The sequence below is a fragment of the Vibrio sp. A2-1 genome, from assembly GCF_021728355.1.
GTDB classification, from domain to species: domain Bacteria; phylum Pseudomonadota; class Gammaproteobacteria; order Enterobacterales; family Vibrionaceae; genus Vibrio; species Vibrio splendidus_K.
The window spans coordinates 128909-154335 of the sequence record NZ_JAKKCO010000002.1 but is presented as its reverse complement, the minus strand read 5'-3'; the positions used below and the strand labels follow the sequence as shown (position 1 = coordinate 154335).

The 25427-nt window shown below is 44.1% G+C and carries 24 protein-coding genes; 11 read left to right on the top strand and 13 right to left on the bottom strand.

Annotated elements, in window-relative coordinates:
* Positions 1 to 55: 55 nt before the first annotated feature.
* The 4 genes from L3V33_RS08410 to L3V33_RS08395 all read right to left on the bottom strand — a co-directional run bounded on the left by L3V33_RS08410 (position 56) and on the right by L3V33_RS08395 (position 4037).
* The gene (locus tag L3V33_RS08410) at positions 56 to 793 is read right to left on the bottom strand and encodes a dienelactone hydrolase family protein (protein ID WP_146455849.1); all 738 of its coding nucleotides are present in this window, start codon (positions 791 to 793) and stop codon (positions 56 to 58) included.
* Positions 794 to 1007: 214 nt separating this feature from the next.
* Positions 1008 to 1937, bottom strand: coding sequence for a pyridoxal-phosphate dependent enzyme (locus L3V33_RS08405; RefSeq protein ID WP_171330512.1), 930 nt, complete (start codon positions 1935 to 1937; stop codon positions 1008 to 1010).
* A 127-nt stretch (positions 1938 to 2064) separates the two neighbouring features.
* Positions 2065 to 3363: a HAMP domain-containing sensor histidine kinase gene (locus L3V33_RS08400; RefSeq protein ID WP_237290233.1), complete on the bottom strand. Its 1299-nt coding sequence runs from the start codon at positions 3361 to 3363 to the stop codon at positions 2065 to 2067.
* Complete coding sequence (locus L3V33_RS08395; RefSeq protein ID WP_237290232.1) at positions 3360 to 4037, bottom strand: response regulator transcription factor; 678 nt, start codon at positions 4035 to 4037, stop codon at positions 3360 to 3362. Before L3V33_RS08395 ends, L3V33_RS08400 begins: the two co-directional genes overlap by 4 nt.
* 125 nt (positions 4038 to 4162) lie before the next feature.
* On the opposite strand from L3V33_RS08395, the gene L3V33_RS08390 reads away from it, so the two are divergent.
* Genes L3V33_RS08390 through L3V33_RS08380 form a run of 3 tightly spaced genes read left to right on the top strand, consistent with a single transcriptional unit; the run spans position 4163 to position 7117 of the window.
* A complete protein-coding gene (locus L3V33_RS08390) occupies positions 4163 to 5182 on the top strand; it encodes a glycosyltransferase family 2 protein (RefSeq protein ID WP_237290231.1) in 1020 nt (339 codons plus the stop codon).
* The gene (locus L3V33_RS08385) at positions 5179 to 6660 is read left to right on the top strand and encodes a glycosyltransferase family 39 protein (protein WP_237290230.1); all 1482 of its coding nucleotides are present in this window, start codon (positions 5179 to 5181) and stop codon (positions 6658 to 6660) included. The genes L3V33_RS08390 and L3V33_RS08385 overlap by 4 nt, the downstream gene beginning before the upstream one ends.
* The gene (locus L3V33_RS08380) at positions 6653 to 7117 is read left to right on the top strand and encodes a GtrA family protein (RefSeq protein WP_237290229.1); all 465 of its coding nucleotides are present in this window, start codon (positions 6653 to 6655) and stop codon (positions 7115 to 7117) included. Before L3V33_RS08385 ends, L3V33_RS08380 begins: the two co-directional genes overlap by 8 nt.
* A 125-nt stretch (positions 7118 to 7242) precedes the next feature.
* On the opposite strand, the gene L3V33_RS08375 is transcribed toward L3V33_RS08380, so the two are convergent.
* On the bottom strand, positions 7243 to 9642 hold the full coding sequence (locus L3V33_RS08375) for a YgiQ family radical SAM protein (RefSeq protein ID WP_267136847.1): 2400 nt from the start codon (positions 9640 to 9642) through the stop codon (positions 7243 to 7245).
* A gap of 237 nt (positions 9643 to 9879) precedes the next feature.
* On the opposite strand from L3V33_RS08375, the gene L3V33_RS08370 reads away from it, so the two are divergent.
* On the top strand, positions 9880 to 10560 hold the full coding sequence (locus L3V33_RS08370; protein ID WP_146455839.1) for a hypothetical protein: 681 nt from the start codon (positions 9880 to 9882) through the stop codon (positions 10558 to 10560).
* A 121-nt stretch (positions 10561 to 10681) separates the two neighbouring features.
* Positions 10682 to 10882 carry a DUF4250 domain-containing protein gene (locus tag L3V33_RS08365; RefSeq protein ID WP_004736508.1) on the top strand — a complete coding sequence of 67 codons (201 nt, stop codon included), beginning with the start codon at positions 10682 to 10684 and terminating at the stop codon, positions 10880 to 10882.
* Between the two features lie 212 nt (positions 10883 to 11094).
* On the opposite strand, the gene L3V33_RS08360 is transcribed toward L3V33_RS08365, so the two are convergent.
* Positions 11095 to 12006: a LysR substrate-binding domain-containing protein gene (locus L3V33_RS08360; protein ID WP_017094462.1), complete on the bottom strand. Its 912-nt coding sequence runs from the start codon at positions 12004 to 12006 to the stop codon at positions 11095 to 11097.
* Between the two features lie 279 nt (positions 12007 to 12285).
* Between L3V33_RS08360 and metE the strand changes: the two genes are divergently transcribed.
* Positions 12286 to 14634 carry a 5-methyltetrahydropteroyltriglutamate--homocysteine S-methyltransferase gene (metE, locus tag L3V33_RS08355; protein WP_237290228.1) on the top strand — a complete coding sequence of 783 codons (2349 nt, stop codon included), beginning with the start codon at positions 12286 to 12288 and terminating at the stop codon, positions 14632 to 14634.
* Positions 14635 to 14746: 112 nt separating this feature from the next.
* Here the strand turns inward: metE and gspS2 are convergent, their stop codons facing one another.
* From gspS2 to L3V33_RS08325, 6 genes are all read right to left on the bottom strand, one after another.
* Positions 14747 to 15145: a GspS/AspS pilotin family protein gene (gene gspS2, locus L3V33_RS08350; RefSeq protein WP_029225239.1), complete on the bottom strand. Its 399-nt coding sequence runs from the start codon at positions 15143 to 15145 to the stop codon at positions 14747 to 14749.
* Position 15146: 1 nt separating this feature from the next.
* Positions 15147 to 15443, bottom strand: a complete 297-nt coding sequence (locus L3V33_RS08345) for a YciI family protein (RefSeq protein ID WP_004741234.1) — start codon at positions 15441 to 15443, stop codon at positions 15147 to 15149.
* A gap of 194 nt (positions 15444 to 15637) precedes the next feature.
* Entirely contained in the window at positions 15638 to 16036 is a 399-nt protein-coding gene (gene yciA / locus L3V33_RS08340; RefSeq protein ID WP_017061510.1) for an acyl-CoA thioester hydrolase YciA, read from the bottom strand.
* A gap of 195 nt (positions 16037 to 16231) precedes the next feature.
* Positions 16232 to 16816: a septation protein A gene (locus L3V33_RS08335; protein ID WP_065605468.1), complete on the bottom strand. Its 585-nt coding sequence runs from the start codon at positions 16814 to 16816 to the stop codon at positions 16232 to 16234.
* A 146-nt stretch (positions 16817 to 16962) separates the two neighbouring features.
* Complete coding sequence (locus L3V33_RS08330) at positions 16963 to 17211, bottom strand: hypothetical protein (protein ID WP_004736516.1); 249 nt, start codon at positions 17209 to 17211, stop codon at positions 16963 to 16965.
* A gap of 286 nt (positions 17212 to 17497) precedes the next feature.
* Positions 17498 to 18385, bottom strand: coding sequence for a LysR substrate-binding domain-containing protein (locus L3V33_RS08325; protein WP_237290227.1), 888 nt, complete (start codon positions 18383 to 18385; stop codon positions 17498 to 17500).
* A 181-nt stretch (positions 18386 to 18566) separates the two neighbouring features.
* Here L3V33_RS08325 and hisC point away from each other — a divergent pair, with 181 nt between their 5' ends.
* From hisC to L3V33_RS08300, 5 genes are all read left to right on the top strand, one after another.
* Positions 18567 to 19709 carry a histidinol-phosphate transaminase gene (hisC, locus tag L3V33_RS08320; protein WP_237290226.1) on the top strand — a complete coding sequence of 381 codons (1143 nt, stop codon included), beginning with the start codon at positions 18567 to 18569 and terminating at the stop codon, positions 19707 to 19709.
* Between the two features lie 10 nt (positions 19710 to 19719).
* Positions 19720 to 20493: an ABC transporter substrate-binding protein gene (locus L3V33_RS08315; RefSeq protein ID WP_171330535.1), complete on the top strand. Its 774-nt coding sequence runs from the start codon at positions 19720 to 19722 to the stop codon at positions 20491 to 20493.
* A 586-nt stretch (positions 20494 to 21079) separates the two neighbouring features.
* Entirely contained in the window at positions 21080 to 22039 is a 960-nt protein-coding gene (locus tag L3V33_RS08310; RefSeq protein WP_017076380.1) for a TRAP transporter substrate-binding protein, read from the top strand.
* A 67-nt stretch (positions 22040 to 22106) separates the two neighbouring features.
* Complete coding sequence (locus tag L3V33_RS08305) at positions 22107 to 22586, top strand: TRAP transporter small permease (RefSeq protein ID WP_237290225.1); 480 nt, start codon at positions 22107 to 22109, stop codon at positions 22584 to 22586.
* Positions 22587 to 22607: 21 nt separating this feature from the next.
* Entirely contained in the window at positions 22608 to 23915 is a 1308-nt protein-coding gene (locus tag L3V33_RS08300) for a TRAP transporter large permease (RefSeq protein WP_114633739.1), read from the top strand.
* A gap of 101 nt (positions 23916 to 24016) precedes the next feature.
* Here the strand turns inward: L3V33_RS08300 and L3V33_RS08295 are convergent, their stop codons facing one another.
* Positions 24017 to 25276 (bottom strand): dicarboxylate/amino acid:cation symporter, encoded by a 1260-nt coding sequence (locus tag L3V33_RS08295; protein WP_237290224.1) that lies wholly within the window; start codon positions 25274 to 25276, stop codon positions 24017 to 24019.
* Between the last annotated feature and the right edge of the window lie 151 nt (positions 25277 to 25427).

The following is a 25427-nucleotide window of genomic DNA, read 5'->3' as shown; positions in this document are numbered from 1 at the left end:
TAATTAGTACGAATTAGGTAACAGGCTGCCGTTGATCTGTTATTTAGATTGAAAGTTAACGAGATACTGAACTTAACAACTGAGTAAAGCGTTCCCACGATTTTTGGTCAGCTTCTTGTTGGTAGTTGTTTGAGCCGAACACGGTAAAGGCATGTGGCGCTCCACTATAAGTGATCATCTCATGCGGAACCTTGGTTGTTTCCAGTTGAGCGGCAAGGCTGCCAAAATCTTCCATTGTAATCATAGAATCTGCTGTGCCATGGAATACGACAACCGGAGCTTTAGTCTGAGAGTAGTCTTGTCCTTTTGGTGTCGATAAACCACCATGGAAGGTGACATAAGCTTTCGATGGGATGCCCGCACGAGCGGCTTCTAAAACGGCTGCGCCACCAAAACAGTAACCCATCATCACGTTGTTATCTAAGTTACCACCAAGCCTTTTCGCTTCCATCGCTCCCGCATTAAGTAGTGCACGCATTTTTTCTCTGTCTTTATACAACTCGCCTGTGTGTTGTTTTTTGTCTTTCACTTCGGTCGGGCGAATACCTTTACCAAATAGGTCGATGGCGAACACGTTGTAACCGAGTTCGTTGAGCATCTCAGAACGTTTCTTTTCGTAATCAGTTAAGCCATCCCAATCGTGAATTAGCAGCACCAAAGGCGCTTGGTCACTGGCCTCACTCCAATAACCTTCGTAATCCATACCATCGACTTGGTAAGTGATGTTTTCTCCTGAAATCGCAGAGAAGGGCAGTAAAACTGAAAACAGGCCGAGCGTAGTGATTGTTCGCATGCGTGATTCCTTTCGATGACAATTGATGTTCCAATCGAAAGTATAGATAACGCGATGATTCTCGCCAGATTTCTGTTTCTAACTTGAAATGTATGGCAGGGAGAGCAGGTGGCTATTGCTGATGAATAGCCATCGAGAGGGAGTGCGATGGCTGCTTTGTGATGTTCTCAGCTTACCAAAACTTGAATAGCTAAACAGGGGAATAAAGAAAAAACTACCAAGATGCGTTGGTTTTGCTAATGCTCATCTCCGGGTATTTTCGCTGATAGCGCGGCAACATCGACTCATTGCCCAAGATGCCACCTTGATGGATATAGATAATGGTTTTGGTTGGGTTGTTATCTTGCCATTGTTCTAAACATTGCCACATCAATGGGTCGTAGAGCAGGTCGAATTCAATATCCGTTTGTTCTTGTAGATCCAACCAGGTTTGATAGTCCTGTTGATACAGCTTACCAAAGTGGTGCTTGGTTTTGAGCGGTAGTATTTGTGGATGATCGGACTCACCAAGCTCATTAAATTGTTGTGTAAGGTAGTCACTGCCGCCAACACAAGCGCAGGTGATTACTGGGATGTTGTGTAACTTTAAGTGCTTATGCAGATACAGCGATGTGCTACCTGTACCTGCGGGCAGTGCAACTACAAAATCGTGTTTGTTTTCGAAACGCGTCCAGCTAAGTATTTCCATCGCCAGTTGCTTCACGCCGTATTCAGAAAGCTGAGATCGTCCACCTTCAGGCAATACAATGCACTGAGAATCTGCCTGCCTTATTTGCTCAATATACTCCTGTGGATGAAGCTCAGAGCCTGTCTCTTTGACTGAAATTACCTTCGCGCCAAGGTCTACTGCACCACGGTAATTACCTATTGGGCGTTCTAGTAGCCACTGGGGAAGGTGGTCGACGTAGAACTCAAGCGTCCAACCTTTGATCTTTGCCAGTGCCGCGAGTGAGAACAGAGAGTTAGCCTGCGCAGAACCATAGCTGATCAATGTTGTAGTTTCTGGGTGATCGTCTTCCAGCAGCTTCATGAATTTGCGGGCTTTATTGCCGCAAAAGTGGGAGTGCAGCTGATCGTCACGCTTTAAGAAAAAGGTGTGATCGTTAAATTGATGTTGAGTTACAGGGCTATTATTTAGTTTCATCGCACTTAGTAAAAATGCTGACTAAAAAGCCAGCATTTTAAAATCAAATTGGACTAACGAGTATCTAGTAGCTAGTCAGCGCTGTAAACCAACTAAATCAAGTTTTCGTTGGATATTGAACTTAGTACTACGAGTTTATTTGCTCTGGTATGGGCGAGGGTGAATCTGTCTGAAAGGCGATTCTGGCAGTGCACCCTCCAGAGTTACGATTGACCAAATCAAAGTCCCAATGGAAGCGTTGGCACAAGTCGTCGACAATCAATAAACCTAATCCATGACCATTCGGATTGTATTGTTCCTGAAGGCCTTCACCTTGGTCTTCAATCACAATACTCTGCTCGGACAGGGTAACAGTGACAGTGCCACTATTGGTCGCTGCAATGGCATTCCTCAATAAGTTGCCGACCAACATATTCATGATCGCGCTGGTGGCTTGAATAGTCGGCTCTGATTGAATGTGTAGGGATATCTCGACTTGCTTTTCATCCGCCTGTAATGAATTCTTGGAAACGATAGCTTCTAACTCTTGCTGACTAAACAAGCGCAGTGGTACATCGTCACTGTTTCTTTCATAACGAACTAAACCGAGTAGGGCATCGACCATTTCTGACATTTGGATAATGGCTTCATCAATGCGCTCAACCTGACGAGATTGAAATTCCGTTGTTTCGCTTCTTAATAGCAATTTATTCGCACCACGAGCGACCGTTAGTGGGGTTCTTAACTCATGACTTGAATAACGAGCAAACGCCTGTTCACGTTTGATCAAGGAATTGATTTCTCTACGGTATTGATTGAGTTGGTCTGTTAACTGACGAAACTCAACAGCTGCACCTTCACTGACATCAAACTCCTCCCCTAGGTCGAGTTTGTTCGAATTGAGTTGCTCAGATAGGGAATTGAAAGGCTCAATAAGTCGTTTGGAAAGACGAGAGAGTAAGGTACCAAAGCTAAATATCAAAATGGATAGTAGCACCAATACGAACGAGATGGCGTATACCAATTCATAGGTATCAAATTCGACGCGATCTATCTCAGACATAAGGATGATCGGGTAAGTTTTACCTTCATGAGAGTACTCTCCCACATAGATCATTCGTGATTCCGGCTCGTCGCCGACTTCACCAAGGAAGTTATCCTTACCTTCTATATAAGGTATGTACTCTTTGGGTACAAATGACAGGTCATTGTACGCCATGGTGAGACCGTCAATACGTATTGCGCCGTTCTCGCCAGCTTGAAATAGTTCGACAGCATAGTTTCGGTCAATCAGGATGCGTCTTTCGCCAACCCGGTCTTCTGACATATACAACCCGGCAACAAAAACGACATAGACGAATGCAGACACAATCACGGCCATCAACCCAAAGAAAACTGCTAGGCGGCCTGTGAGGGTTTTGGTGCTTGTCAGAACATTTGAAATCAATTCGATGGCTCCAGACGGAATCCAACTTTAGGAATAGTAATCAACATTGGGGTGTCAAAAGGCTTGTCGAGTTGATTACGCAGCTGATAAATATGGCTACGTAACACATCGTTGTTGGGTTCGTCTTCCTGCCATAGCTTGTAGGAAATATCTTCACGAGTCACTACTTCAGGTGCTTTTTGGCACAGCATCTCAAGGATGGTGTAAGTGGTTGGGTTAAGCGCGAGCAGTTTGTCTTTACGGTAGGCTTTTCGGGTTTTTTGATCAATGGTGAGTTCATCAAATTGAAGCTTAGAAGAAGCCACTTTTCCTCGGTAACGACGAACAAGCGCTTTCATTCTGGCTTCCAAAATATCCAAATCAAAAGGTTTGGTTAGATAGTCATCGGCACCATGCTCAAACCCTTTCAACATATCATCGCGGCTATCTAGCGCGGTCAACATCAAAATAGGTGTTGCGTTGCCTTGGTCTCGCAGTTTATTACAAACCGTGAGGCCGTCCATTCTTGGCAACATCAGATCCAATATGATGATATCAAATGAGTTTTCCAACGCGAGTTGCAAGCCGAGTTCGCCGTTGTCCGCATAATCGAGTTCCATGCCAATACACTCAAAATAATCAAACAAGACACCTGCGATTTCACGGTTATCTTCGACTAATAGAACTCGTTTCATTTTGATTCTCATACAGAAATAGACGGTAACATTATCCTGAGTGAGCGTGAAAAATATGTCAATAACATAACTTTCACTTATGGGAGGGTAGATTGGATTCAGATTAAAAAATAGAAGAACGTATTATGTCTGAACTTCATATAAGCCGCCCTAAGATATCTACATCGCAGATCAACCCTGCGGTTTCTCTGTCTATCATTGTGCCTTTTTACGATGAACAAGAGGTATTGGAAGAGTTCCACTCTCGCCTTACCAAGGTGCTTGATAGCTTGCCCATCAAGAGTGAAATCGTTTATGTCGATGACGGTAGCAAAGACAGCAGCTTGGAGTTGGTGAGTTCATTCACTTCAATCAATAGCTCAATTTCTGTTATCGGTTTAAGCCGTAATTTCGGCAAAGAGTCAGCGATGAGCGCAGGCCTTGAGCACTGTCGTGGACAAGCGGTGATTTTGCTAGACGCTGACTTACAAGATCCACCTGAGCTTATCCCGCAAATGATTGCCAAGTGGCGCGAAGGTTATGACGTCGTCAATATGCAGCGTAGCCAGCGCGACGGTGAAACATGGTTTAAGAAGTTTTCAGCAGCGAGCTTTTACAAAGTAATGAACGTGGCTGCGAAGATTGATGTGCCTGAGAACGTGGGTGACTTTCGACTGTTAAGCCGAGAGGTTGTCGACCATATCAATCAGCTTCCAGAACGTAACCGCTACATGAAAGGCATTTTTTCATGGCCGGGTTTCCGACAAGCGACGCTCCAATTTAAGCGTGATGCTCGCTTCTGTGGTGAGACCAAGTGGAACTACCTCAAGTTAATCGGTTTGGCGATGGATGGGATTACCTCGTTCTCTATCAGACCACTGCGCATTGCTACCGCATTAGGTGGCCTAGTCGCGCTAACGGCTTTTGTGTATGGGATGGTCATCGTTTTCAAAACCATTATGTTTGGCGAGCCGATCACGGGCTATCCGTCAATGATGGTCGTGCAACTTGCCCTTGGCGGTATTCAACTCCTGAGTATTGGTTTAATGGGAGAGTACATAGGTCGTATTTTCATTGAAACCAAGAATCGTCCTTTGTATCTGATCCAATCGGTGGTCGATACACCTGCATTAAAAACACATTTCAAATTAGAGGAGTCAGCATGAGCCTGAACAGAACGCACCTATGGTATTTGTTGGCTTTTGCACTGGTTTTAAGACTCCTATCTTTGGCGACTTATCCGTTAATGGATACTACGGAGGCGCGCTACGGAGAAATGGCTCGCTTGATGGTAGAAACCGGTAATTGGTTAACACCTCAGTTTGATTACGGCATTCCTTTTTGGGGCAAGCCACCGTTGTTCACATGGATGAGTGCTGCTGGTATTGAGCTGTTTGGTTTGAGTGAGTTTGCTGTTCGTGCACCTCACTGGTTAGCGGGAGTAGCGACGATTTTGTTAACCGCTTACATGGCGAAGCGAACTGGGCAAAGTGCGTTGGTTGCCGCGGTAGTGTTGGCGACATGCGGTATTTTCTCTATTGCCGCGGGCGCTGTGATGACAGACATCGCGTTAACCTTAGCGATGACCATTGCCATGTTAGGCTTCTACTTGTGTTGGTTAGGAGGAGAGGGTTGGAAAGGCGAAGGTAGTGCGAAGACTAATCGATCTTGGGGTTATGTCGGTTTCATTGGTTTAGCGTTAGGCTTGCTTGCAAAAGGGCCAGTAGCGATTGTCATTATGGGTATCGCAGTTTTCCCTTGGTTAGTATTACAACATGGCTTCTTTGGCGCTTTCAAAGTGCTTTGGCAACGCTTTCCATTGTTGTCTGGCTTGGGTGTGATGCTAGCGATTGCTTTGCCTTGGTACATCATGGCTGAAATGGCAACACCGGGCTTTATTGATTATTTTATTGTTGGCGAGCACTTTAAGCGTTTTGTTGTGAGTGGCTGGGAGGGCGATTTATATGGTTCTGCCCATGACCAAGCAAGAGGTATGATCTGGCTGTTTTGGCTTCAAGCGGCTGCGCCGTGGTCGATTGTATTACCTATATTGGCATTTGCTCGACGTAAGAAAATTGCAGAAATTAATACTGAAAATCGCGGCTTGTTTTCATTTCTTGTTTGTTGGTTGATTTCACCTCTGATTCTTTTCACTATGGCGGGCAATATTCTCCCAGCTTACGTCCTACCAGGTATTCCGGCCCTTGGCTTGTTGATTGCTATACTCGTAGTGGAAAAAGATAAGAAGTGGTTCTCGAGCGTGGCTTTGGTTCTACCTGTGTTGCTAATGATTGCGATGGTCTACCTGAATCTCGGCAAGGCGAACGAGAAAAGTGACCGTATTATTTTCGAACAGATTACGGATTCTGCGCCAAGCTTTTACGTGGGTAAACGACCATTCTCTGGGCAATTTTACAGTCATGGTCAAGCGAAAGAACTTCTCGATATCGAGCCGCTAGATGGCATTGATAAGTTCTATCTGATTGGCAAAAGATCTGAAGTGGAAACCAAGATTAAAGAGAACGCATTAACGTGTATTCTAGAGCCAACGGTGAAAATAAAGCGTGCTTTATTCAGCTGTCATAGCTCAAGCATCAAGCCAAATCTATCGTTGAGTCATATTCAAAGTGGCAGCGATGTTTAGCGTTAACTCGGGGTTACGAATGTTCAACAACAAGCTTCAAACGCACAGTCAGAGGTTACAGTCTCACCACAAGGTGGTTCGATTTGCTGTGGTTGGTGTTAGCGGATTTGTTGTTGATTGCTTAGTTTTTGCATTACTGCATTATGCCGTTGGGCTGCCTTTGATGAGTGCAAGGATAGGATCTTTCATTGCAGCAGCCACGGCAACGTGGTTTGGTAATCGAGTGCTAACTTTTGACTTCAAAGGGCAGGGTAGTTGGTCAGAGAAGTTGATTCAGTGGCAAAAATTCATGTTTTCCGCATCGATATCGGCGATACCTAATTTGCTGTGTTTTAAGCTGATGACGGAATTACTGCCTGCATTTACTGGGGCTGTATTTATCGCAATGGCCGTAGGTATCTTGGTGGGCATGGTCACTAACTATTTGTTTAGCCAGTATTGGGTCTTCACCCGTTAGAATCCCTTGTAATCACATAACCAAGTGAAACCTTCGGGTCGTTCATTAGTAACAGACACAAAAAAGCGCAGCTAAATAGCTGCGCTTTGTATTTTTATGATAACCAAGTAAATGGGGTCGCTATATTAACGCTGTGTTGCGCGCTGGCGATTCTTTCCGTTACTTGCAGGTTTACCACCTTGACCATTGCCCGCTTTGTTGCGGTTTGGCTTGCCATTTCCGCCGCCATTGCCTTGCGATTGTTGGCTAGCAGGGGCTTTTTTGATGAAGCCAGTCGCTGGTTTATTACCATTACCGTTCTGCTTCCCGTTGCCCTGATTGCCGTTACCTTGGCTACCTGTTGGCTTCTTACCACCCGGTTTAGGCTTATTGCCACTAGGCTTAGAATGGTTACGTGGGCTTTCGCCGCCAAGACCCGGTTGAGCTTTACTGTGCTTAGTTGCAAAACGTTGTGAACCATGACGACCAGACTTACGACGCTGTGCCGGTGTTTGAGCTTCAAAGTCTTCTTCTGGTACTAAGCAGTTCGCTTTGTCACCAATCAGGTGCTTTTTGCCCATGCTGATCAGTGCTTCACGGATGATCTTCCAGTTTTCTGGATCGTGATAACGAAGCAATGCTTTATGCAGACGACGTTGACGATCACCTTTAGGTACTGGAACATCTTCACGTTTTTTGTATTTCACGCGTTTCAGAGGGTTGGTCTCTGAGTAGTACATCGACGTTGCATTACACATTGGCGATGGGTAGAAGTTCTGTACTTGGTCACACTCGTAGTTATGCTTTTTCAGCCACAACGCAAGGTTAAGCATGTCTTCATCTTCCGTGCCCGGATGAGCTGAGATGAAGTAAGGAATTAGGTACTGTTTCTTACCGGCTTCAGCGCTGTACTTCTCGAACATCTCTTTGAAACGATCGTAAGTACCCATACCCGGTTTCATCATCAGATCCAGAGGGCCTTTTTCAGTGTGCTCTGGAGCAATCTTCAAGTAACCACCAACGTGGTGAGTCACAAGCTCACGTACGTATTCTGGAGACTCAATCGCAAGGTCATAACGAACGCCTGATGCGATCATTACTTTCTTGATGCCCGGAACCTTTCTCGCTGAGCGGTAAAGGTCAATGGTGTGCTGGTGGTCTGTGTTCAGTTTTTCACAGATTTTAGGGAACACACATGATGGGCGACGACAGTTAATTTCAGCTTTAGGATCAGAACAACCTAGGCGATACATGTTCGCCGTTGGGCCACCCAAGTCAGAAATGGTACCGGTAAAGCCAGGTACTTTATCTTTAATGTCTTCGATTTCATCCAAGATCGATTCTTTCGAACGGTTCTGAATGATACGACCTTCGTGCTCTGTGATTGAACAGAAAGAACAACCACCAAAACAACCACGCATGATGTTAACCGAAGTTTTGATCATGTCGTATGCAGGAATCTTTGCTTTGCCATACATAGGGTGAGGAACACGCTTGTACGCAAGGCCAAACACGTAATCCATCTCTTCAGTTGCAAGAGGGATTGGCGCTTGGTTTACCCATAGTTCGCGGTCACCGTGACGTTGAATAAGAGCACGACCTGAATACGGGTTGGTCTCTAGGTGCAGAATTCGGCTAGCGTGAGCGTAAAGAATACGGTCGTTATTCAGTTTTTCGAAACCAGGGATACGAACCGCAGTTGTTTTTGCATCGTGACGAGAAGGACGAATCGTAATCGGCTGTGCTTTTACTTCTTCTTTTTCGTCTTTCTTGGTATCACACTGCGTTTCTACTTCGTACGGGTTAACCGGAACATAGGCTTTGTTCGGTTTTTCGATACGAGAAGAATCGATAATTTTGTAACCTTCAGGTGCTGCAGGCAGGTTGATTGCTGTACCACGAATGTTTGTCAGCGTTGACATGTCTTCGCCGTCAGCAATGCGGTGTGCCACTTCAACCAGTGCACGCTCGGCGTTACCGAAAAGAAGGATGTCTGCTTTTGCATCAAACAATACAGAGCGACGAACTTTATCAGACCAGTAGTCGTAGTGCGCAACGCGACGTAAGCTCGCTTCAATACCACCAAGAACGATTGGCGTGCCTTTGTAGGCTTCACGACAACGTTGAGAATAAATCAGAGTTGCACGGTCAGGACGCTTACCACCTTCATTGTTTGGTGTGTAGGCATCGTCATGACGAAGTTTGCGATCAGAGGTGTAGCGGTTGATCATGGAATCCATGTTACCCGCAGTGATGCCGAAGAATAGGTTAGGTCGACCCAGTTCCATGAAGGCATCTTTACTGTCCCACTTTGGTTGGGCAATGATGCCCACGCGGAAGCCTTGAGCTTCAAGCAAACGGCCAATGATAGCCATACCAAAGCTCGGGTGATCGACATAAGCGTCACCAGTTACAATAATAATGTCACAGCTATCCCATCCAAGAGCATCCATCTCCTTTCTACTGGTAGGCAAAAAGGGTGCTGTTCCGTAGCACTCGGCCCAGTATTTTTTGTGTTCGTGAATAGGAGTGATATCGCTGTACATATTTCAACCTCTGATTTTTGAGGCGGGAATTATAGCGGCATGAGCCTAGACTAGCCAGTAGAACATGCCCCTGTTAGTTCTGATGTCTTTCGCCATTTTGCAGATAATGCTGACAAAATAACCATACAACAGCATAGTTGAAGCCTTGAATAACGTCGTTAATTTGTGATTTTGATTAGTGTTCGGAGCAGTTTTTGATATTATTCGCGAAAATAAGTCTGAATAAGTAGATCCACAATGGTCGAATCATTATTAGTACAATTTGCTCCCATGCTATTAGGAGCCCAACTGATCTTAACTTTAATCTTAGTGAAGGGTGACATTTGCCCTGGTCAACGTGGCCGTATTCACAAGATGTTACCTGCGATTGGCGTGCTTTGGCTTGCTGTTGCTTCATTAAGAATTGAAGCGTTTCTGATTGTATTCGCTATCTTCTATTTCTATTCTCAAGTTCAAACTAAGAAGACACGTGACTCAGGCCCTATCTGGGTGATGTATCTTGCGTGTGGTTTGGCGCTGTCATACGTTGCTATCCAAGCAAGCGAACAGGTAAATCCAGTCGGTATTATTGCGACTGTGTTGCTGGTGGCTTTACTGGGTGCTTCTTTCGGACATTTACTCCTGACTATCGCAAGAACGCGCTTACAAGCATTTCACCGTGTTCTGCCTGTTGTGGGCGTATTAAGTGGCATGTTGGTGGTGTTGGCGACCGTGATTAACGTTTATTCACTGTCTGAAGCGCAACTAGAACCTGTTATTTCAACTTTGTTGTTTAGCTTTGCTTTGCTTATCTCTTCTATCGTGGTTTGGTGTTGGCATTTGCTGTTTGTCAAAACCCCTGAAAAGCTTCAGCTGACTCTTTCATTGTTGATGTTATTGGCGGCGGCTGTTGGTTTAACGCCAGTTTGGGCTATGTAGAAGGTTACTGATCTCACAAGCCTTTCGGTGTTGAATCGAAAAAGTGTGATCTGTTTTTTAGCGTGGTGTTGGTAAGCGTTCTAAACTTAAATCTAGTCGGTGTGTTCGTTAGGAGTACGGGATGGATTTAAGCAACGTCAAAGGTTTCGATAGCATTATTTTGCTGGGAATCGTGAATGAAAAACTTCGCTTAGAATGCGATAGCTTTGAAGAGCTGATCAGTATGTATGAAATGGATATAGAAAGTGTTGTAGGTAAGCTTGATATGCTTGGCTATCAATACGATCCATTAACTAACCAGTTTAAGTCTTATCCAAGATAAGCAGCAAACTGGCGCATGTTCTATTGATAGCGAGTTAGTTATCGATTGTGAGCCAGTTATCGAGAGTGAGCTAGTATCGTGAATGAACAAGTACCGCCATCGTCGGTACTAAAGCTAAAAGAAAAAAGTCACAGATAATCTGTGACTTTTTTGTTTCTGGCGCATGCCTATCAGGTTCAACGCAGGCATAAACTAACCCAACAACGAGTCTCTTAAACGACCTCAATGCCATCTAGGTGACTCTTACTTTGCTGTCTTGCCGTGCTAAAGAAAGCTTGCAGGTAACGTTTGTCTTTTTCTGAGTTTCTTACCGCTGCGAACAACCTTCTTGAAAGCCCTTTGCCTAATGGTTTGCTGGCAATGAGTCCTTGTCTTGAAAATTCACTGATCGCCCAGTTTGGTAACGCAGCAACCCCGAGTCCTGCCGACACCATTTGTACCAGCATCAATGTGTTGTCTGCTTGTTTCCATTTCTTTGGTTCAACGCCTGCAGGTTGTAAAAAGTGCTTCACTACATCGAGACGCTGCTTTTGAACCGGATAAGAGAGCATCGTAATATCACTAAGATCTTGCGGTTCAATACTCGGCTTTTCGGCTAAAGGAGAGTTGATGGCAGTGATCAAGCGCATCTCAAAATCGAAAAGCGGTTCGTAGTGAACTTCAGAACGAGGCTGTATATCAGAGGTGATCACCAAATCGAGTTCTCCAGCCATCAATGCCGGTAGAGGCTCGAACCCGAACCCCGACGAGAAATCGAGCGTCACGCTTGGCCAAGCAACTTGGTACTCTTTCAAAGCGGGCATTAGCCATTGGAAGCATGAGTGACACTCGATCGCCATGTGCAAACGACCATTCACATCCTCTTTTAGGCTCGCTAACTCATTCTCTGCTTTAGCGATTCTTGGCTGTATCTCATCCGCGAGCTTAAGCAAGATTTCACCCTCAGAGGTAAATTTCACTGGCCTAGTTTTTCGTAGGAAAAGCTGACCGCCAATACGCGCTTCAAGGTCTTTCAATTGATGCGAAAGCGCCGACTGAGTCAGGTGAAGAGAGGTCGCAGTTGCTGTTAACGATCCGCTGTCTCTCAAGGTGGTCAATGTTCGAAGGTGTTTAAGCTCTATCATGAGTATTCCTCATATTCCCTAAGCCAATTCAATATTTCTTAATAATCACCCTACGGTGTTTTTGATCTTTTGTAAACGTCTAGATGTCCAGATGGATTTAAACTGTTCATCTTTGGATGATTCAAGATGAATATTATTAATAAACAAGATGAATATTTGGACGTTGTCCATAGATCGGATTAAGGCGATAGTTTAGCCATCCAGACGCCTTTTTGGAAAAGTGAAATCATCAAAGGCAGTCTGACCGGAAATTAAAATTATCGAATAAGGAACAGACTCATGACGACAACAACGCATATTTTAGGCTATCCACGTATCGGCGAAAAACGCGAACTCAAATTCACACTAGAGAAGTATTGGCGCGGTGAGATTGATCAATCTGAGCTCAAGCAGCTTGGCAGTGAATTGAGAAATCGTAACTGGAATGTACAAGCCGACGCGAATCTAAGCTTTGCAACTGCGGGTGACTTCGCATGGTACGACCATGTTCTAACAACGACTCTACTTCTAGGCCACGTTCCGCAGCGTCATGATGGTGGTTCTGAAGATGAAAAAGCCTTTCCAGATTTGGATACCTTGTTCCGCGTTGGTCGTGGGCAGTCTCAAGTTCAGCCTACCTGTTGCGGTGGTACGCATACGTCTAATGATGGCACTAAAGACAGTTCGGCGGCTTCTGACATGACTAAGTGGTTCAACACCAACTACCACTATATTGTTCCTGAATTCAGTAAAGACGACTCATTCGAAGTGAGCTGGCCGCAGCTGTTTGACGAAGTGAACGAAGCGATAAAAGCAGGACACAAAGTTAAGCCTGTACTTCTCGGTCCACTGTCATACTTGTACTTAGGCAAAGAAGTGGAAGAGGGCTTTGATCGCTTAACTCTGTTGCCTCGCCTTCTTACTGCCTATCAAGCGATTTTGGCTAAACTTGCCAAGCTGGGTGTTGAGTGGGTTCAAATCGATGAACCTATCCTTTCTCTGGAACTTGAAAAGCAGTGGGCTGATTCATTCAAACTGGCTTATCAAGTGATTCAAGGCGACGTAAAGCTACTGCTCACTACGTACTTTGATTCGGTGACTGACACGTTAGACAAGATCGTGGAATTACCCGTCAACGGTTTACACATCGACTTAGCTGCCGCACCGCAGCAACTTAATGAGGTGGTGAACAAATTGCCACAAAATTGGGTGCTTTCTGCGGGTGCAATCAATGGACGCAATGTTTGGCGAGCAGACTTAGCTTCTCAGCTTGAGTTACTGCAACCTGCGAAAGAAAAGCTAGGCGATAAACTATGGGTCGCAAGTTCATGTTCGCTGCTGCATAGCCCAGTAGATTTGGAGTTAGAAGATTCGCTCAGCGAAGAAGTGAAGAGTTGGTTTGCTTTCGCGAAACAGAAAGTCACCGAGGTGAGTTTATTGGGGGCTGCGTTAGATGGCGATCAAAATGCCATTTTAGCGTGTGAGACTTACAGCCAACCAATTGTTGCTCGTAAGAGCGCAACTCATGTCAACAAGCCGCAAGTTCAAGCTCGCATCAATACCATCACTAAAGCGTTAGCTGAGCGAAGTGCGCCTTACGCAGAACGTGCGGCGCATCAGTCTGAAGTTCTCGGCTTACCGCTGTTACCAACCACAACCATTGGTTCATTCCCACAGACCGGTGAAATTCGTGTTCAACGTAGCGCCTACCGAACCGGTCAATTGAGTGAAGCGGAATACACCACCGCACTAAAAGGTCACATCGCGGATGCAGTCAAACGTCAAGAAGCACTCGATTTGGATGTACTTGTGCACGGTGAAGCCGAGCGCAACGACATGGTGGAATACTTTGCAGAAAACCTAGCCGGCTTCCAAACCACCAAATTTGGTTGGGTACAAAGCTATGGTTCTCGCTGCGTAAAACCTGCGATTGTGGTTGCGGATATCGAACGTGAAAAACCAATGACGGTAGAATGGTCGACCTATGCCCAATCTCTGACTTCAAAGCAGATGAAAGGCATGCTTACAGGGCCTGTTACTATCTTGTGTTGGACATTCCCACGTGAAGACATCTCACGCAAAGAGATCACTAACCAACTGGCGTTTGCACTGCGTGATGAGGTGTCGGATTTACAAGACGCTGGCATCAACATCATTCAAATTGATGAACCTGCCATTCGTGAAGGTTTGCCACTGAAAAAGCGCGACCACGCAGAATATCTAGAGTGGGCGGTTGATGCCTTTAAGATCTCAGCGGCGAGTGCCAAACCAGAAACTCAGATCCATACCCATATGTGTTATAGCGAGTTCAATGAGATCATTGATTCAGTCGCTGCGCTAGACGCCGATGTGATTACCATAGAGACTTCTCGTTCGAACATGGAGCTACTGAAAGCGTTTGAAGAGTTTAACTATCCGAATGCGATTGGACCGGGTGTTTATGACATTCACTCACCAAACATTCCTTCAGAAGAGTGGATTGTTGATTTACTTAAGAAAGCGGCAGAAAAAATCCCAGCAGAACGTTTGTGGGCAAACCCTGATTGTGGTCTGAAGACGCGTAACTGGGCAGAAACAGAAGCGGCACTGACAAACCTTGTGTCGGCGACTAAGACACTGCGTAAAGAGTGGGAAGAGGCAGAAGTTTAAGCATAACGAACACTAGAGTTTGATTACCCGCTAATCCACGATGAACCACAAAAAAGGCCTCGCAAGTGCGAGGCCTTTTGGTTCTGTGCGTGTTCGAATCTCGAGCTAGAAACTAGCTGCTACTTTGACAGGTCTCTTTACTGATCAGCTTCTCAACGATCAATTGTCCGCGAGTGTTGCGAATCTTGATGTTGTAAGCCAAGCCCATGTCGAGGTTTGCTCTTACTTCAGAGTTGGTGCAGTAGCTATTCACACTCATGTCTACAACTTGGTTTAAAGGTTTAGCACCTTTTGCATCTTGGTTGTAGATCATCATGATTTCGATAACCGTGTTTTTTGCTAGCACGCGCATGACCGACAGCGGGCCATACTCAATCGGCAAGCCTGCGGATAAAACGCCAGCGCGATGTTGCGCCATCATTTCTAGCTGTCTTTGTTTGTCTTGTTCACTTGATGAGCTACAGCCTGCAAGCAGAACAGCGGCCAGTGAACCGATAATCCATTTTTTCACGTTAAAATACTTTCTTGAATGGTTTAACAATCACATTTTGGTACACACCAGCATCAATGTACGGGTCTGCGTCTGCCCATGCCTGCGCGTCTTCTAAAGAGTTGAACTCAGCAATTACAGTAGAACCTGTGAAACCCGCTTCACCAGGGTTATCTGAATCAATCGCTGGCATTGGACCTGCTGTCAAAAGGCGGCCTTCATCGTGAAGTGTTTGTAGGCGTTCTAGATGTTGTGGGCGAACACTTAGGCGTTTTTCTAATGAATTTTCGACGTCTTGAGAAAAAATCACGTACCACATATTGAGATATCCTTATTTTACTTCACTAAATTGAGGGCGTTTAAATTCGCTATCTTGCTAATTTACGCGAACTAATTGGTATTGGAAGAGCTAATGATAAGAAATTGTGAAATGGTGCGGCAGAGTGAGAAGGTCTTTAGCATTTTTAATCGAAACGACTAAAGACCTTAAAGTGCGATAGGGTCGTCGAAGGGTTATTTGTTGATTGGGCGAGGTTTACCGCTTTCATCTACAGCAACGTAGTTGAATGTCGCACCACATACCTTGTAGCGATCGCCTATACCGTGATCAAGTACCGGCTTAACCCATACTTCTAGGTCGATATTCATCGAGCTACGACCAATCTTGGTGCAGTCACCATAAACACATACCACATCACCCACTGAAACTGGTTGTTTGAACTCGATACTCGATACTGAAACCGTGACTATCTTGCCGTTAGAGATCTCTTTCGCCAGTATCCCGCCAGCAAGGTCGAGCTGAGACATTATCCAACCACCGAAAATCTGGCCTGCTGCATTGGTATCAGAAGGCATCGCCAAAGTGCGAAGAAGTAAAGAACCAATCGGGTTCAAAGTTGATTGAATAGTCATTGTTGTACTCTTAATGGTATTGATTGTTTTAAATTTAAATAGATGTGTTTGCGGCGCTCGCGGTGGTCGTATTTTTAACGTATTCACAGAACACAAACAATCAGTGGCCAATGATCACGAGTATCATTGGCCACTGTTAAATAGCATATTGATAATAATTGTATCAAAAAGGGGATGAGGACTCATCCCTTAGGGTTACTTCTCGTCGGTATTTTTATCCGTTAACTCTTTCTGCTGGTCTTTTTGTAGATGCTGATCTTTTGGTAGATGCTTGTAGATGTAGACACCCGTTAGCAAGGTAAATGCAAAAGTAGCGATCAGTAAGCCAAACACTTTGAAGTTTACCCAAACATCCAAGGGTAGGCTGAAAGCAACGTAAACGTTGAGAATGGCACATAGAGTAAAGAATAAAGTCCAAGCCCAGTTGATCTTGCTCCATACCGCTTCAGGAAGTGTGATCTCTTTACCCAGCATGCCTTTAATTGCAGACTTACCCATGATGTGACTTACCGTTAAGCCAATAGCAAACAGGGCGTAAACGATGGTTACTTTCCATTTTATGAAATTATCGTCGTGCAAGAAAATGGTCATGCCACCAAATACGGCAACCATCAGAAATGTGATGATCTGCATTTTCTCTACTTTCTTGTAGATGACGTATGTCAAAACGATTTGTACTGCGGAAGCAACAATCAATGCACCTGTAGCCGTGTAGATGTCATACATCTTATACAGCGCAAAGAAAATAATGAGAGGAATGAAATCAAGGATTTGCTTCATGTGGCACTGACTGTCCAGTTAGTTGAGTTGCAGACAGTCTAACGAAAACTGTCTCGATGCTAAATAGCCCGAGACAATTGGGTGCTAATTAATTCCATCTAGTTGGTTTATCTAGTCGGATCTTTTCATCATCGAGTTGGATAACGTTATCGCATTGATGTGGTTTGGTAGCGAGGTATCAGCTTCTTGATGTCTTCAAGGTAACCTTCACTTTTTAAGCTGTCTAAGGTGTTTTCGAGCTCTTGCTCACTCATGGCAAAACACGTCGATTTGCCTGTCGTTAGGTCGAGATATTCGTGATATTCACGCTCTGTGAAGTGGCCAATTCTGTCCATTAATAAGGTTTTAATTCCATGGTGAATCAAGCCGTAATACGTATGTCTTTGTAAGGTCATAGCCTATCCTCCGTGACAAGCTGCAGTGAAACTGTTGCAACCTGCTGTATATTGGTTGGGTTATCTATGACAAAGCAATTCGAATGCCATTTTCTCTAATTGAACGGAACATTTTCCCTACTAGATAGAATTGAACTTCTTTTCAAATAGTTAAGACGAGGTACGTTCTATTCTCTGACAACCAATACGTAACAGACATAAAATAGTTTCATTTTGAGAACGATGAAATTCTCATTATGACGCTCTACTGCCGTTTATAGTGTGGTTCTATCTACGGTGATCGCCGCTAATCGACAAGCCAATCAACAAGCGTAGATAAAGATGTATTTTGTCGATTCTTAGGCTGCAGCAAGAAGTAACCATTTCCAGAAAAGACACTGCCTTCACTCACTTTCACCAACCTGCCCAAATCGATATCTTGCTTGGCCAGCGTGATATCGCCTATGGCAATACCAAACCCTTGAATGGCTGCATTCATTGCTTGATCAAGTGTCGCGAATTGTTGGTTGTTCTTACTTGAAAGGTCGTGGCTTCCTATGTGTTCTAGCCATAGTCGCCAATCACTTTGCTCATTGTTGGCGTGTAACCAAGTGTATTGAGCGAGCTTGTGTGGCTTGATGATAGTAGAAGAGCTACTTACAAGATGGCTCTGAGTAATGCTTTGCGCCTGGCAGACCGGAGCCAGCTGTTCGTTGAATAATAACTGGCTCACAATCGATTGTTGGTTTGGCTTCTTTCCATAGGTGATTACGGCGTCAAACGGGTCAAAGCTTGGTTCAAAAACGTGCTTGATGGTCGACGTGAGCTCGACATCAATTTCAGGGTAGGCTTGCTGAAAAGACATCAACTTGGGTAGCAGCCAAGAGGTAATACAGCTGGGGGCGTTGAGTTTGATCTTAGAGGGAGAACTTGCGACTTGATTGAGAGCTGATTGCAGTTGATGAATCGTTCCTTGTATCAGGGGAACCAGTTCTTCTCCTTTCGGCGTTAAAGACAATCCTCGAGCATGACGATAGAAGAGATCACAGCCAAGGCTTTCTTCAAACGACAATATCTGACGACTTACTGCACCTTGCGTAACATTGAGCTCATGTGCCGCTCGCGTAAAGTTGAGATGCCTTGCCGTCGACAAGAACGCGAGCAAGGTTTTAGTTGAAGGAAGTGTGCGATTCATATCTTTACCTATGACTTTTTATCATGGCTATTATGTGATTATTTCGATTCATTTATCAATAGTGTTCTGTTTGAATGTAAATACTTAATCATCATTTGTGCTTCAATATGTGTATAAGTTACATTTTTTGAATATGAAGGCAGTGGTGAAGACATTGTGATTTTGTGAAAGGGATAGCTTCTTGACATTTTTTATCGATAGTTTAGTACCTCAGGCTGTAAAAAAATTAATACCTTATCAATCAGCAAGAAGAATTGGTGGTGATGGACGTGTCTGGCTAAACGCCAATGAATTGGAAAGCTCGCTGTTTCCAGGAGAAGCAAGCCACAATCGATACCCGGATTTTTTACCGCAAGATATTGCTAAGGCTTACCAAGATTACTGCAGCACTGATGCCGCGACTGTTGCCGTTCGTGGCGCCGATGAAGCGATTGATTTGCTGATCAGAACATTCTGTAAGCCAGCGAGTGACAATATACTTATTTGTTCACCCACGTATGCAATGTATGAGTTTTGCGCCGATGCATTGGCGATTAATACCTTGGATTCTCCATTGCAGCAAGACTTCAGCCTTAACGTCGCTGATATCGTGAACAAAGCGAAGTTGACTAATATCGTGTTTCTTTGCTCGCCAAACAACCCAACGGGTAATGTGATTCCTAAATCGGATTTGATTCAGGTACTGGAGGGCACGATTGGAAAATCTCTAGTGGTAGTCGATGAAGCGTATATCGAGTTTGAACCACAAACGTCAGCGGTGAGCCTTATTGAGCGTTATCCGCATTTGGTAGTGATTCGCACCTTGTCTAAGGCGTTTGGACTGGCTGCGGTTCGTTGTGGTTTTATCTTAGCGAGTCAAAATGTGATGCAGTATGTTGCGAAGCTGATTCCACCTTATCCGATGCCGGATTGCTCATCGCAAATCGTGTTAGACGCTTTGTCTGATGAACGAGTCTCAGTGATGCAAGACGCCACACAAAAGCTGGTCGAACTACGTAACTGGTTTGCTTGTGAGTTAACGCAGTTTGATTTCATCGAGTCTGTTTACCCTTCATCGACGAACTTTATTTTGCTGCGTCAAAAACCTGGGCATCAAGTGTTCAGTGTGTTGGCGAAGGATGGCATTGTGACAAGGAATCAAAACCACGAACCTGCTTTGCGTAACTGTGTACGAATCAGTATTGGTAGCCAAGAGAGCATGCTAGAAGTGATAACGTCACTTACACGTTACCAAACCGAATTAGAAAAGAATCAACAAAGCAAACAAGTTAAACAATCTCAACATAAAGAAACTCAATCTCAACTCGATAAAAATCATATCTAGGATGGCAATGATGAAAAAGATAATACTAGGACTCGCTTGTGCGGCCGCTTTACTTGGTACAACGGTACAGGCGAAAGAAATCCGTTTGGCGTCAGACTTTACCTATCCGCCATTCAACTACAAAAACAGTGATGGTGTGCCTGTCGGGTTTGATATTGAGATAGCTGATGCCTTGTGTGAGCAAGCCAAACTCGATTGTACTTGGGTTTCACAGAGTTGGGATTCGTTAATTCCAAGCTTATTGGCAAGAAAGTCAGATGTGATCATGGCGTCGATGCGTATTACCGAAGAGCGTAAGCGCAAGATTTTGTTCACCGATAAGTATTACCAAACACCAGCCGTATTTGTTGCTGCTAAAAGCGCGGAGCTCAGCGTCGATGAGGCTGGCTTAGCGGGCAAAACTATCGGTGTTCAGCAAGGTACGATTCACGATCGCTACGTAACCGACAAGTTTGGCGATGTAGCAAACATTAAGCGTTATACCGGCCAAGATGAAGTTTATCTGGATCTGCAAAACGGCCGTCTAGATCTAACCTTCGGCAACTCAGATCAACTGTCATTAGCTTTCTTAGATAAGAAAGAAGGCGAGGGCTTTGAGTTCAAAGGCAAAGCAGTGACCGACAAAGCCTACATTGGCGAAGGCACGGCACTAGCGTTAAGAAAGCAGGATTCAAAACTGGCGAAACAATTCAATGCCGCGATTGAAGAGATCAGAGCGAACGGTACTTACGACAAGATAGCCGCTAAGTACTTCACGTTTGATATTTATGGCGCTGATTTGTAATTCGTCTAAAGCCTAAAAACTAGACCACCAAAAATATCCGAGGGCTGTGAGGCTCTCGGATTTTTGTTACAAACAATGCGTCCTAGTAAGATTCCCACCGTTGTCTTTATCCCTGCTTATCCACTCTTGTTCCATACGCTCAGCCTAAAACCTCACCTCTACCACCTCAGAAATCGCAGTTCACGACTCGCTTTTTAATCGATAAGACCTTCTTTGCTCGTGCTCTATAAATGGCTCCAAGGTTTTAAAATAACACAAATATGCAAGTATATTTTTTGCCAACAGATTGTTCTAAAAGCAGTTGGAAGTGATCGAAATTCCCAAAAACCCGAAGTTAGACTACTTAATGGTCCAATTGATGCCAAATATGATTGGTATCACAATCAATTCGGTTCACAAGCCAATAGATAAACCTTAGCTCACAAAATACACGCATATTATTGTAATACAAAATTCATAAGGTGAGAATATTGTAATGAAACGTTACTGCTATGAGCGGTATGCAATTGAACGTTAGATTTCAAACTTAGCTGTAGCGTTGCATATAAAAACTGTACCTCTTACAAAATGGATTCTGGAGAAGAACATGAAAAAACACCTACTGACGATTGCAGCGGCTTCAATTCTTATGGCATTTGGCGCTCAAGCAAAAACTTTGACCTTAGGGCATGCAATGTCATTAGAAAGCGCAGCTCACCAAGGCATGGTGATCATGGCTGATAAAGTGAAAGAAAAATCGAATGGTGACCTTACGATTAAGATCTTTCCAAACGGTCAATTAGGCTCTGAACGTGATCAAGCTGAGCAAGTTGTTACCGGCGCGATTGATATGGCTAAAATCAACGGTGGGCTAGCCGAATCTTTTGAACCAACGTTTAAGGTTAATGCACTGCCTTTCTTATTCCGTGATGTTCCACACATGAGAACGTTCATGCGAAGTGAAGCCGCACAAGAGATGTTGCTTTCAAGTGAAGGTAAAGGCTTCATTGGTCTTACATTCTATGATTCAGGCACACGTAGCTTCTACGCTAAAAAAGCCATTAACTCACCGGCTGATCTAGCAGGTATGAAAGTTCGAGTTCCTGGTTCTCCAACCATGATGGAAATGGTTAACCTATTAGGTGGTAAAGCAACACCTGTACCTTTCAATGAGGTATACACGGCACTGCAACAAGGCGTAATTGACGGTGCTGAAAATAATATTTCTAGCTTAGTTGAAATGAAACACAGTGAAGTTGCCAAATTTTACTCTATGGATCAGCACATGATGACACCTGACGTGATTATCATTTCAGAATACAAATGGGGCTCATTAACGGCAGAAGAGCAAAAAATCTTAAAAGAAGCTGCTGCTGAGTCTCTTGAAGAGCAGATCAAAATCTGGGACGCAACAGATGACATGAACAAAGAGAAAGGAATGAAAGAAGGCGTAACGTTTGTTGAAGTTGATAAAGCCCCTTTCCGTGCAGCTGTTAAACCTATGATTGATGAGGCGAAAAAAGATCCAAAACTAGCTCCATTCATTGAAAAAATTGAAGCTCTTTAATCAGTCTTAGTGAAAATATAATTTTGCCTTGGCTTTGCTAAGGCAAAATTTTTTGAGGTATCACACCATGTTAGCAACTTTCAGAAACCTACTTGATAGGCTGATTCTTTTTGTCTCTTCTTTTGCACTAATGTTACTTGTCGTTACTGTCACTTGGCAGGTCTTTAGTCGTTATGTTTTGAATGATCCAAGTAACTGGACTGATGAACTTGCTCGTTATGCGATGGTATGGCTTGGCTTATTAGGAGCAAGCTACTTATTCGGTATCAAAGGACACTTAGCAATAACGTTATTGGATGGTTATCTTAAGGGTAAAGCACATATCGCATTACATGTACTCATCAATATCATTTCTGGCGCATTTGTATTTCTAGCAATGCTTCAAGGTGGCATCGCCCTAATGGGAAGAACCACACAACAACTCTCTCCAGCACTGCAATTGCCGATGTCGACGGTTTATTCAATATTGCCGATTTCAGCCGTTATTATCCTCATCTATTTGGTCATTAATACGTTTGATCTTTTTTGTGAACCCAACAAAAAGTAAGTTTTAAAAGGACTCTATATTATGGATTTGTCCATTGGTGTTTGGCTGCTAGGCCTATTCTTATTCATGATCGCGATTAGTATGCCCATTGCGATTGCAATTGCCATGTCATCTTTAACGATCATGTATTTCATCTTACCGTTTGAAGTCGCCAGTATTACTGCGGGTCAAAAAATCATTACCGGTATTGATAGTTTCAGTTTATTAGCCATCCCTTTCTTTATCCTTGCTGGGAATATAATGAATGTGGGTGGCATCGCGAGTCGGCTTATCAACCTTGCAAAGCTCTTGGTTGGTTGGATCCCGGGCTCACTTTTTCACGTCAACATCTTCGCCAATATGATGTTTGGCGCCGTTTCAGGATCAGCCGTTGCAGCAGCAGCTGCGGTTGGTAAAACCTTAGGCCCTGAATTAGAAAAAGATGGTTATGATAAAAACTTAGCAACAGCAGTAAACGTTGCATCTTGCCCGGCAGGCTTACTAATACCGCCGAGTAATTCATTGATCGTATTTTCAGTGGTATCGGGTGGAACATCCGTAGCGGCGCTGTTTATCGCAGGTTATGTCCCAGGTATTTTAATGGGTTTAAGTTGTATGGTCGTCGCCTATTTTATCGCTAAAAAGAAGGGCTACAAAACAAGTGCGAATGACGGCTTCACAGCAAAAGATGTGCTGAATATTGTTTGGCAAGCAACGCCAAGCTTAGGGCTTATTGTTGTTGTTATTGGCGGTATTATTGGTGGTATATTCACTGCAACAGAAGGAGCATGTATAGCGGTTCTTTACTCTTTTATACTGTCACTCTGTTACCGAACCCTCAAATGGGCACACTTTTCGATAATTTGTAGAGAAACGGTTCAGGTTACTGGCATTATGCTGTTCTTGATTGGTGCTTCAACCATCATGTCATGGGCAATGGCGTTTACCGGTCTGCCAACCATGATCAGCGATTGGATGCTCTCTATTTCAGATAATCCGATTATCATCTTTATTCTGATGAATCTGATCCTACTGATTGTGGGTATGTTTATGGATCTTACGCCTGCCGTATTAATTTTTACCCCTATCTTTATGCCGATTGCTGAGCATTTGGGCATGCATCCAATTCACTTTGCGATGATGATTATTTTCAACTTATGTATTGGCATTGCAACGCCACCCGTTGGTACGGCGCTATTTGTCGGTTGTAGTGTCAGTGGCTCCAAGATTGAGAATGTTATAAGAAGTATCATGCCGTTTTGTGCCGTATTGATCGTAACACTGTTGGCCATTACTTTTATTCCTGAAATTAGTTTGGCTCTGCCTCGTGCGTTTGGACTAATCAATTAGCCTTACAAGGGTAAGATTTACCGAATCAATATCGATCATTACCTAATAAAAAACCGCCTCATGAAGGCGGTTTTATTTATCAATCAAACTGAAGCTTAATATTACGCTTGCTGTTTTTGTAGCTCAGTTTCTTTCGCTTCGTCTTCAATTAGAGAATCAACGATTACTGCACATGCTGCATCACCAGTGATGTTCAGAGCAGTGCGGATCATGTCGAAGATACGGTCTAGAGCGAACAACAGAGGTAGACCTTCGATAGGGATACCTGCTGCTAGAAGAACCGCAACCACTAGGAAAGAAGGACCTGGAACACCTGCTTGACCAACTGCGCCTAGAGTCGACGTTACGATGATAGCAACGTAAGCGCCCATAGACAGGTCGATGTTGAACAGCTGTGCGAAGAAGATAGCAACTAGGCCATAGTAAATTGCATTACCAGACATGTTGATCGTCGCACCAAGTGGCAGAACGAATGAAGCCGTAGAGTTGCGAACACCAAGTTCTTTCTCTACCGTTTCCATTGTTACTGGCAGTGTCGCCATTGAAGAGGCTGTTGATAGTGCAACCGCTTGAGGTTTCTTCATTGCCACTAGGAACTTCTTAGCTGAAGTCTTAGTGAAAATTTGAATCATCAGTGGGTATGCCACAAAGCCGAAGATAAGAATCGCAGCAATGTAGACAATGAACAGCTTGAACACGACCATAAGTGCGCCAAAACCGAATGTACCGACTGCTTCTGCCATTAGGCCGAATACGCCAAGTGGTGCAATGATCATAACCTTGTTGATCATCCAAACCATAGCGTCAACAATCGCGTTTACGCCATTGATGATTGGGTCACGTTTTTCTTTCGCTTGTTTAGAAATCGCAATACCGAAGAATAAGCAGAAAACGAGAATTTGCAGAATGTTAGCTTCGTTAAGTGATTGGAAAACGTTGGTAGGGATCATGCCCGTGATGGTTGCCCAGAACGTTGGAAGTTCGCCTTTCGCAGCGTATTCAGAAGAGAACATACCTTCAACGCCAGAAACATCGATACCACGACCCGGTTCGAATACTTCACCCATTACAAGCGCTAGTGCTACAGCAAGTGCAGACGTTAGTGCAAAGTAACCCAGTGTAACCACACCAACTTTACCTGCCGATGAGCTATTACCTAGACCTGCAGCTCCTGAAATTAGGGCAACTGCGACTAGAGGAATAACCAGCATCTTGATTAAATTGATGAAGATTGCGCCCAGTGGAGCGAACATTGTTGCGCTGTCACCCATCATTGCACCGACAGCGGTACCTATGATCATTGCAAGAACGACTTGAACGCCGATGTTGCTTAGTAAACTCTTTTCTTTTAACACTTCCATAACCTCTGTGCTACTAAATATAAAAATCCCAGAACTACTCACCAATGTACGATGTACCATTGGATTAATATTTCGCGACGAGTTTTACACGTATCCTTTACATTTATCAATATGAGCAGAGGTGAAAGTCTCTGAAAAACTGGTGGTCTAA

Bases quoted from the DNA above. Each gene is read 5' to 3' on its own strand.
- L3V33_RS08410 (WP_146455849.1), bottom strand. From the start codon at position 793: ATGCGAACAATCACTACGCTCGGCCTGTTTTCAGTTTTACTGCCCTTC.
- L3V33_RS08405 (WP_171330512.1), bottom strand. From the start codon at position 1,937: ATGAAACTAAATAATAGCCCTGTAACTCAACATCAATTTAACGATCAC.
- L3V33_RS08395 (WP_237290232.1), bottom strand. From the start codon at position 4,037: ATGAAACGAGTTCTATTAGTCGAAGATAACCGTGAAATCGCAGGTGTC.
- L3V33_RS08390 (WP_237290231.1), top strand. From the start codon at position 4,163: ATGTCTGAACTTCATATAAGCCGCCCTAAGATATCTACATCGCAGATC.
- L3V33_RS08385 (WP_237290230.1), top strand. From the start codon at position 5,179: ATGAGCCTGAACAGAACGCACCTATGGTATTTGTTGGCTTTTGCACTG.
- L3V33_RS08380 (WP_237290229.1), top strand. From the start codon at position 6,653: ATGTTTAGCGTTAACTCGGGGTTACGAATGTTCAACAACAAGCTTCAA.
- L3V33_RS08375 (WP_267136847.1), bottom strand. From the start codon at position 9,642: ATGTACAGCGATATCACTCCTATTCACGAACACAAAAAATACTGGGCC.
- L3V33_RS08370 (WP_146455839.1), top strand. From the start codon at position 9,880: ATGGTCGAATCATTATTAGTACAATTTGCTCCCATGCTATTAGGAGCC.
- L3V33_RS08365 (WP_004736508.1), top strand. From the start codon at position 10,682: ATGGATTTAAGCAACGTCAAAGGTTTCGATAGCATTATTTTGCTGGGA.
- L3V33_RS08360 (WP_017094462.1), bottom strand. From the start codon at position 12,006: ATGATAGAGCTTAAACACCTTCGAACATTGACCACCTTGAGAGACAGC.
- metE (WP_237290228.1), top strand. From the start codon at position 12,286: ATGACGACAACAACGCATATTTTAGGCTATCCACGTATCGGCGAAAAA.
- L3V33_RS08345 (WP_004741234.1), bottom strand. From the start codon at position 15,443: ATGTGGTACGTGATTTTTTCTCAAGACGTCGAAAATTCATTAGAAAAA.
- yciA (WP_017061510.1), bottom strand. From the start codon at position 16,036: ATGACTATTCAATCAACTTTGAACCCGATTGGTTCTTTACTTCTTCGC.
- L3V33_RS08335 (WP_065605468.1), bottom strand. From the start codon at position 16,816: ATGAAGCAAATCCTTGATTTCATTCCTCTCATTATTTTCTTTGCGCTG.
- L3V33_RS08330 (WP_004736516.1), bottom strand. From the start codon at position 17,211: ATGACCTTACAAAGACATACGTATTACGGCTTGATTCACCATGGAATT.
- L3V33_RS08325 (WP_237290227.1), bottom strand. From the start codon at position 18,385: ATGAATCGCACACTTCCTTCAACTAAAACCTTGCTCGCGTTCTTGTCG.
- L3V33_RS08315 (WP_171330535.1), top strand. From the start codon at position 19,720: ATGAAAAAGATAATACTAGGACTCGCTTGTGCGGCCGCTTTACTTGGT.
- L3V33_RS08310 (WP_017076380.1), top strand. From the start codon at position 21,080: ATGAAAAAACACCTACTGACGATTGCAGCGGCTTCAATTCTTATGGCA.
- L3V33_RS08305 (WP_237290225.1), top strand. From the start codon at position 22,107: ATGTTAGCAACTTTCAGAAACCTACTTGATAGGCTGATTCTTTTTGTC.
- L3V33_RS08300 (WP_114633739.1), top strand. From the start codon at position 22,608: ATGGATTTGTCCATTGGTGTTTGGCTGCTAGGCCTATTCTTATTCATG.
- L3V33_RS08295 (WP_237290224.1), bottom strand. From the start codon at position 25,276: ATGGAAGTGTTAAAAGAAAAGAGTTTACTAAGCAACATCGGCGTTCAA.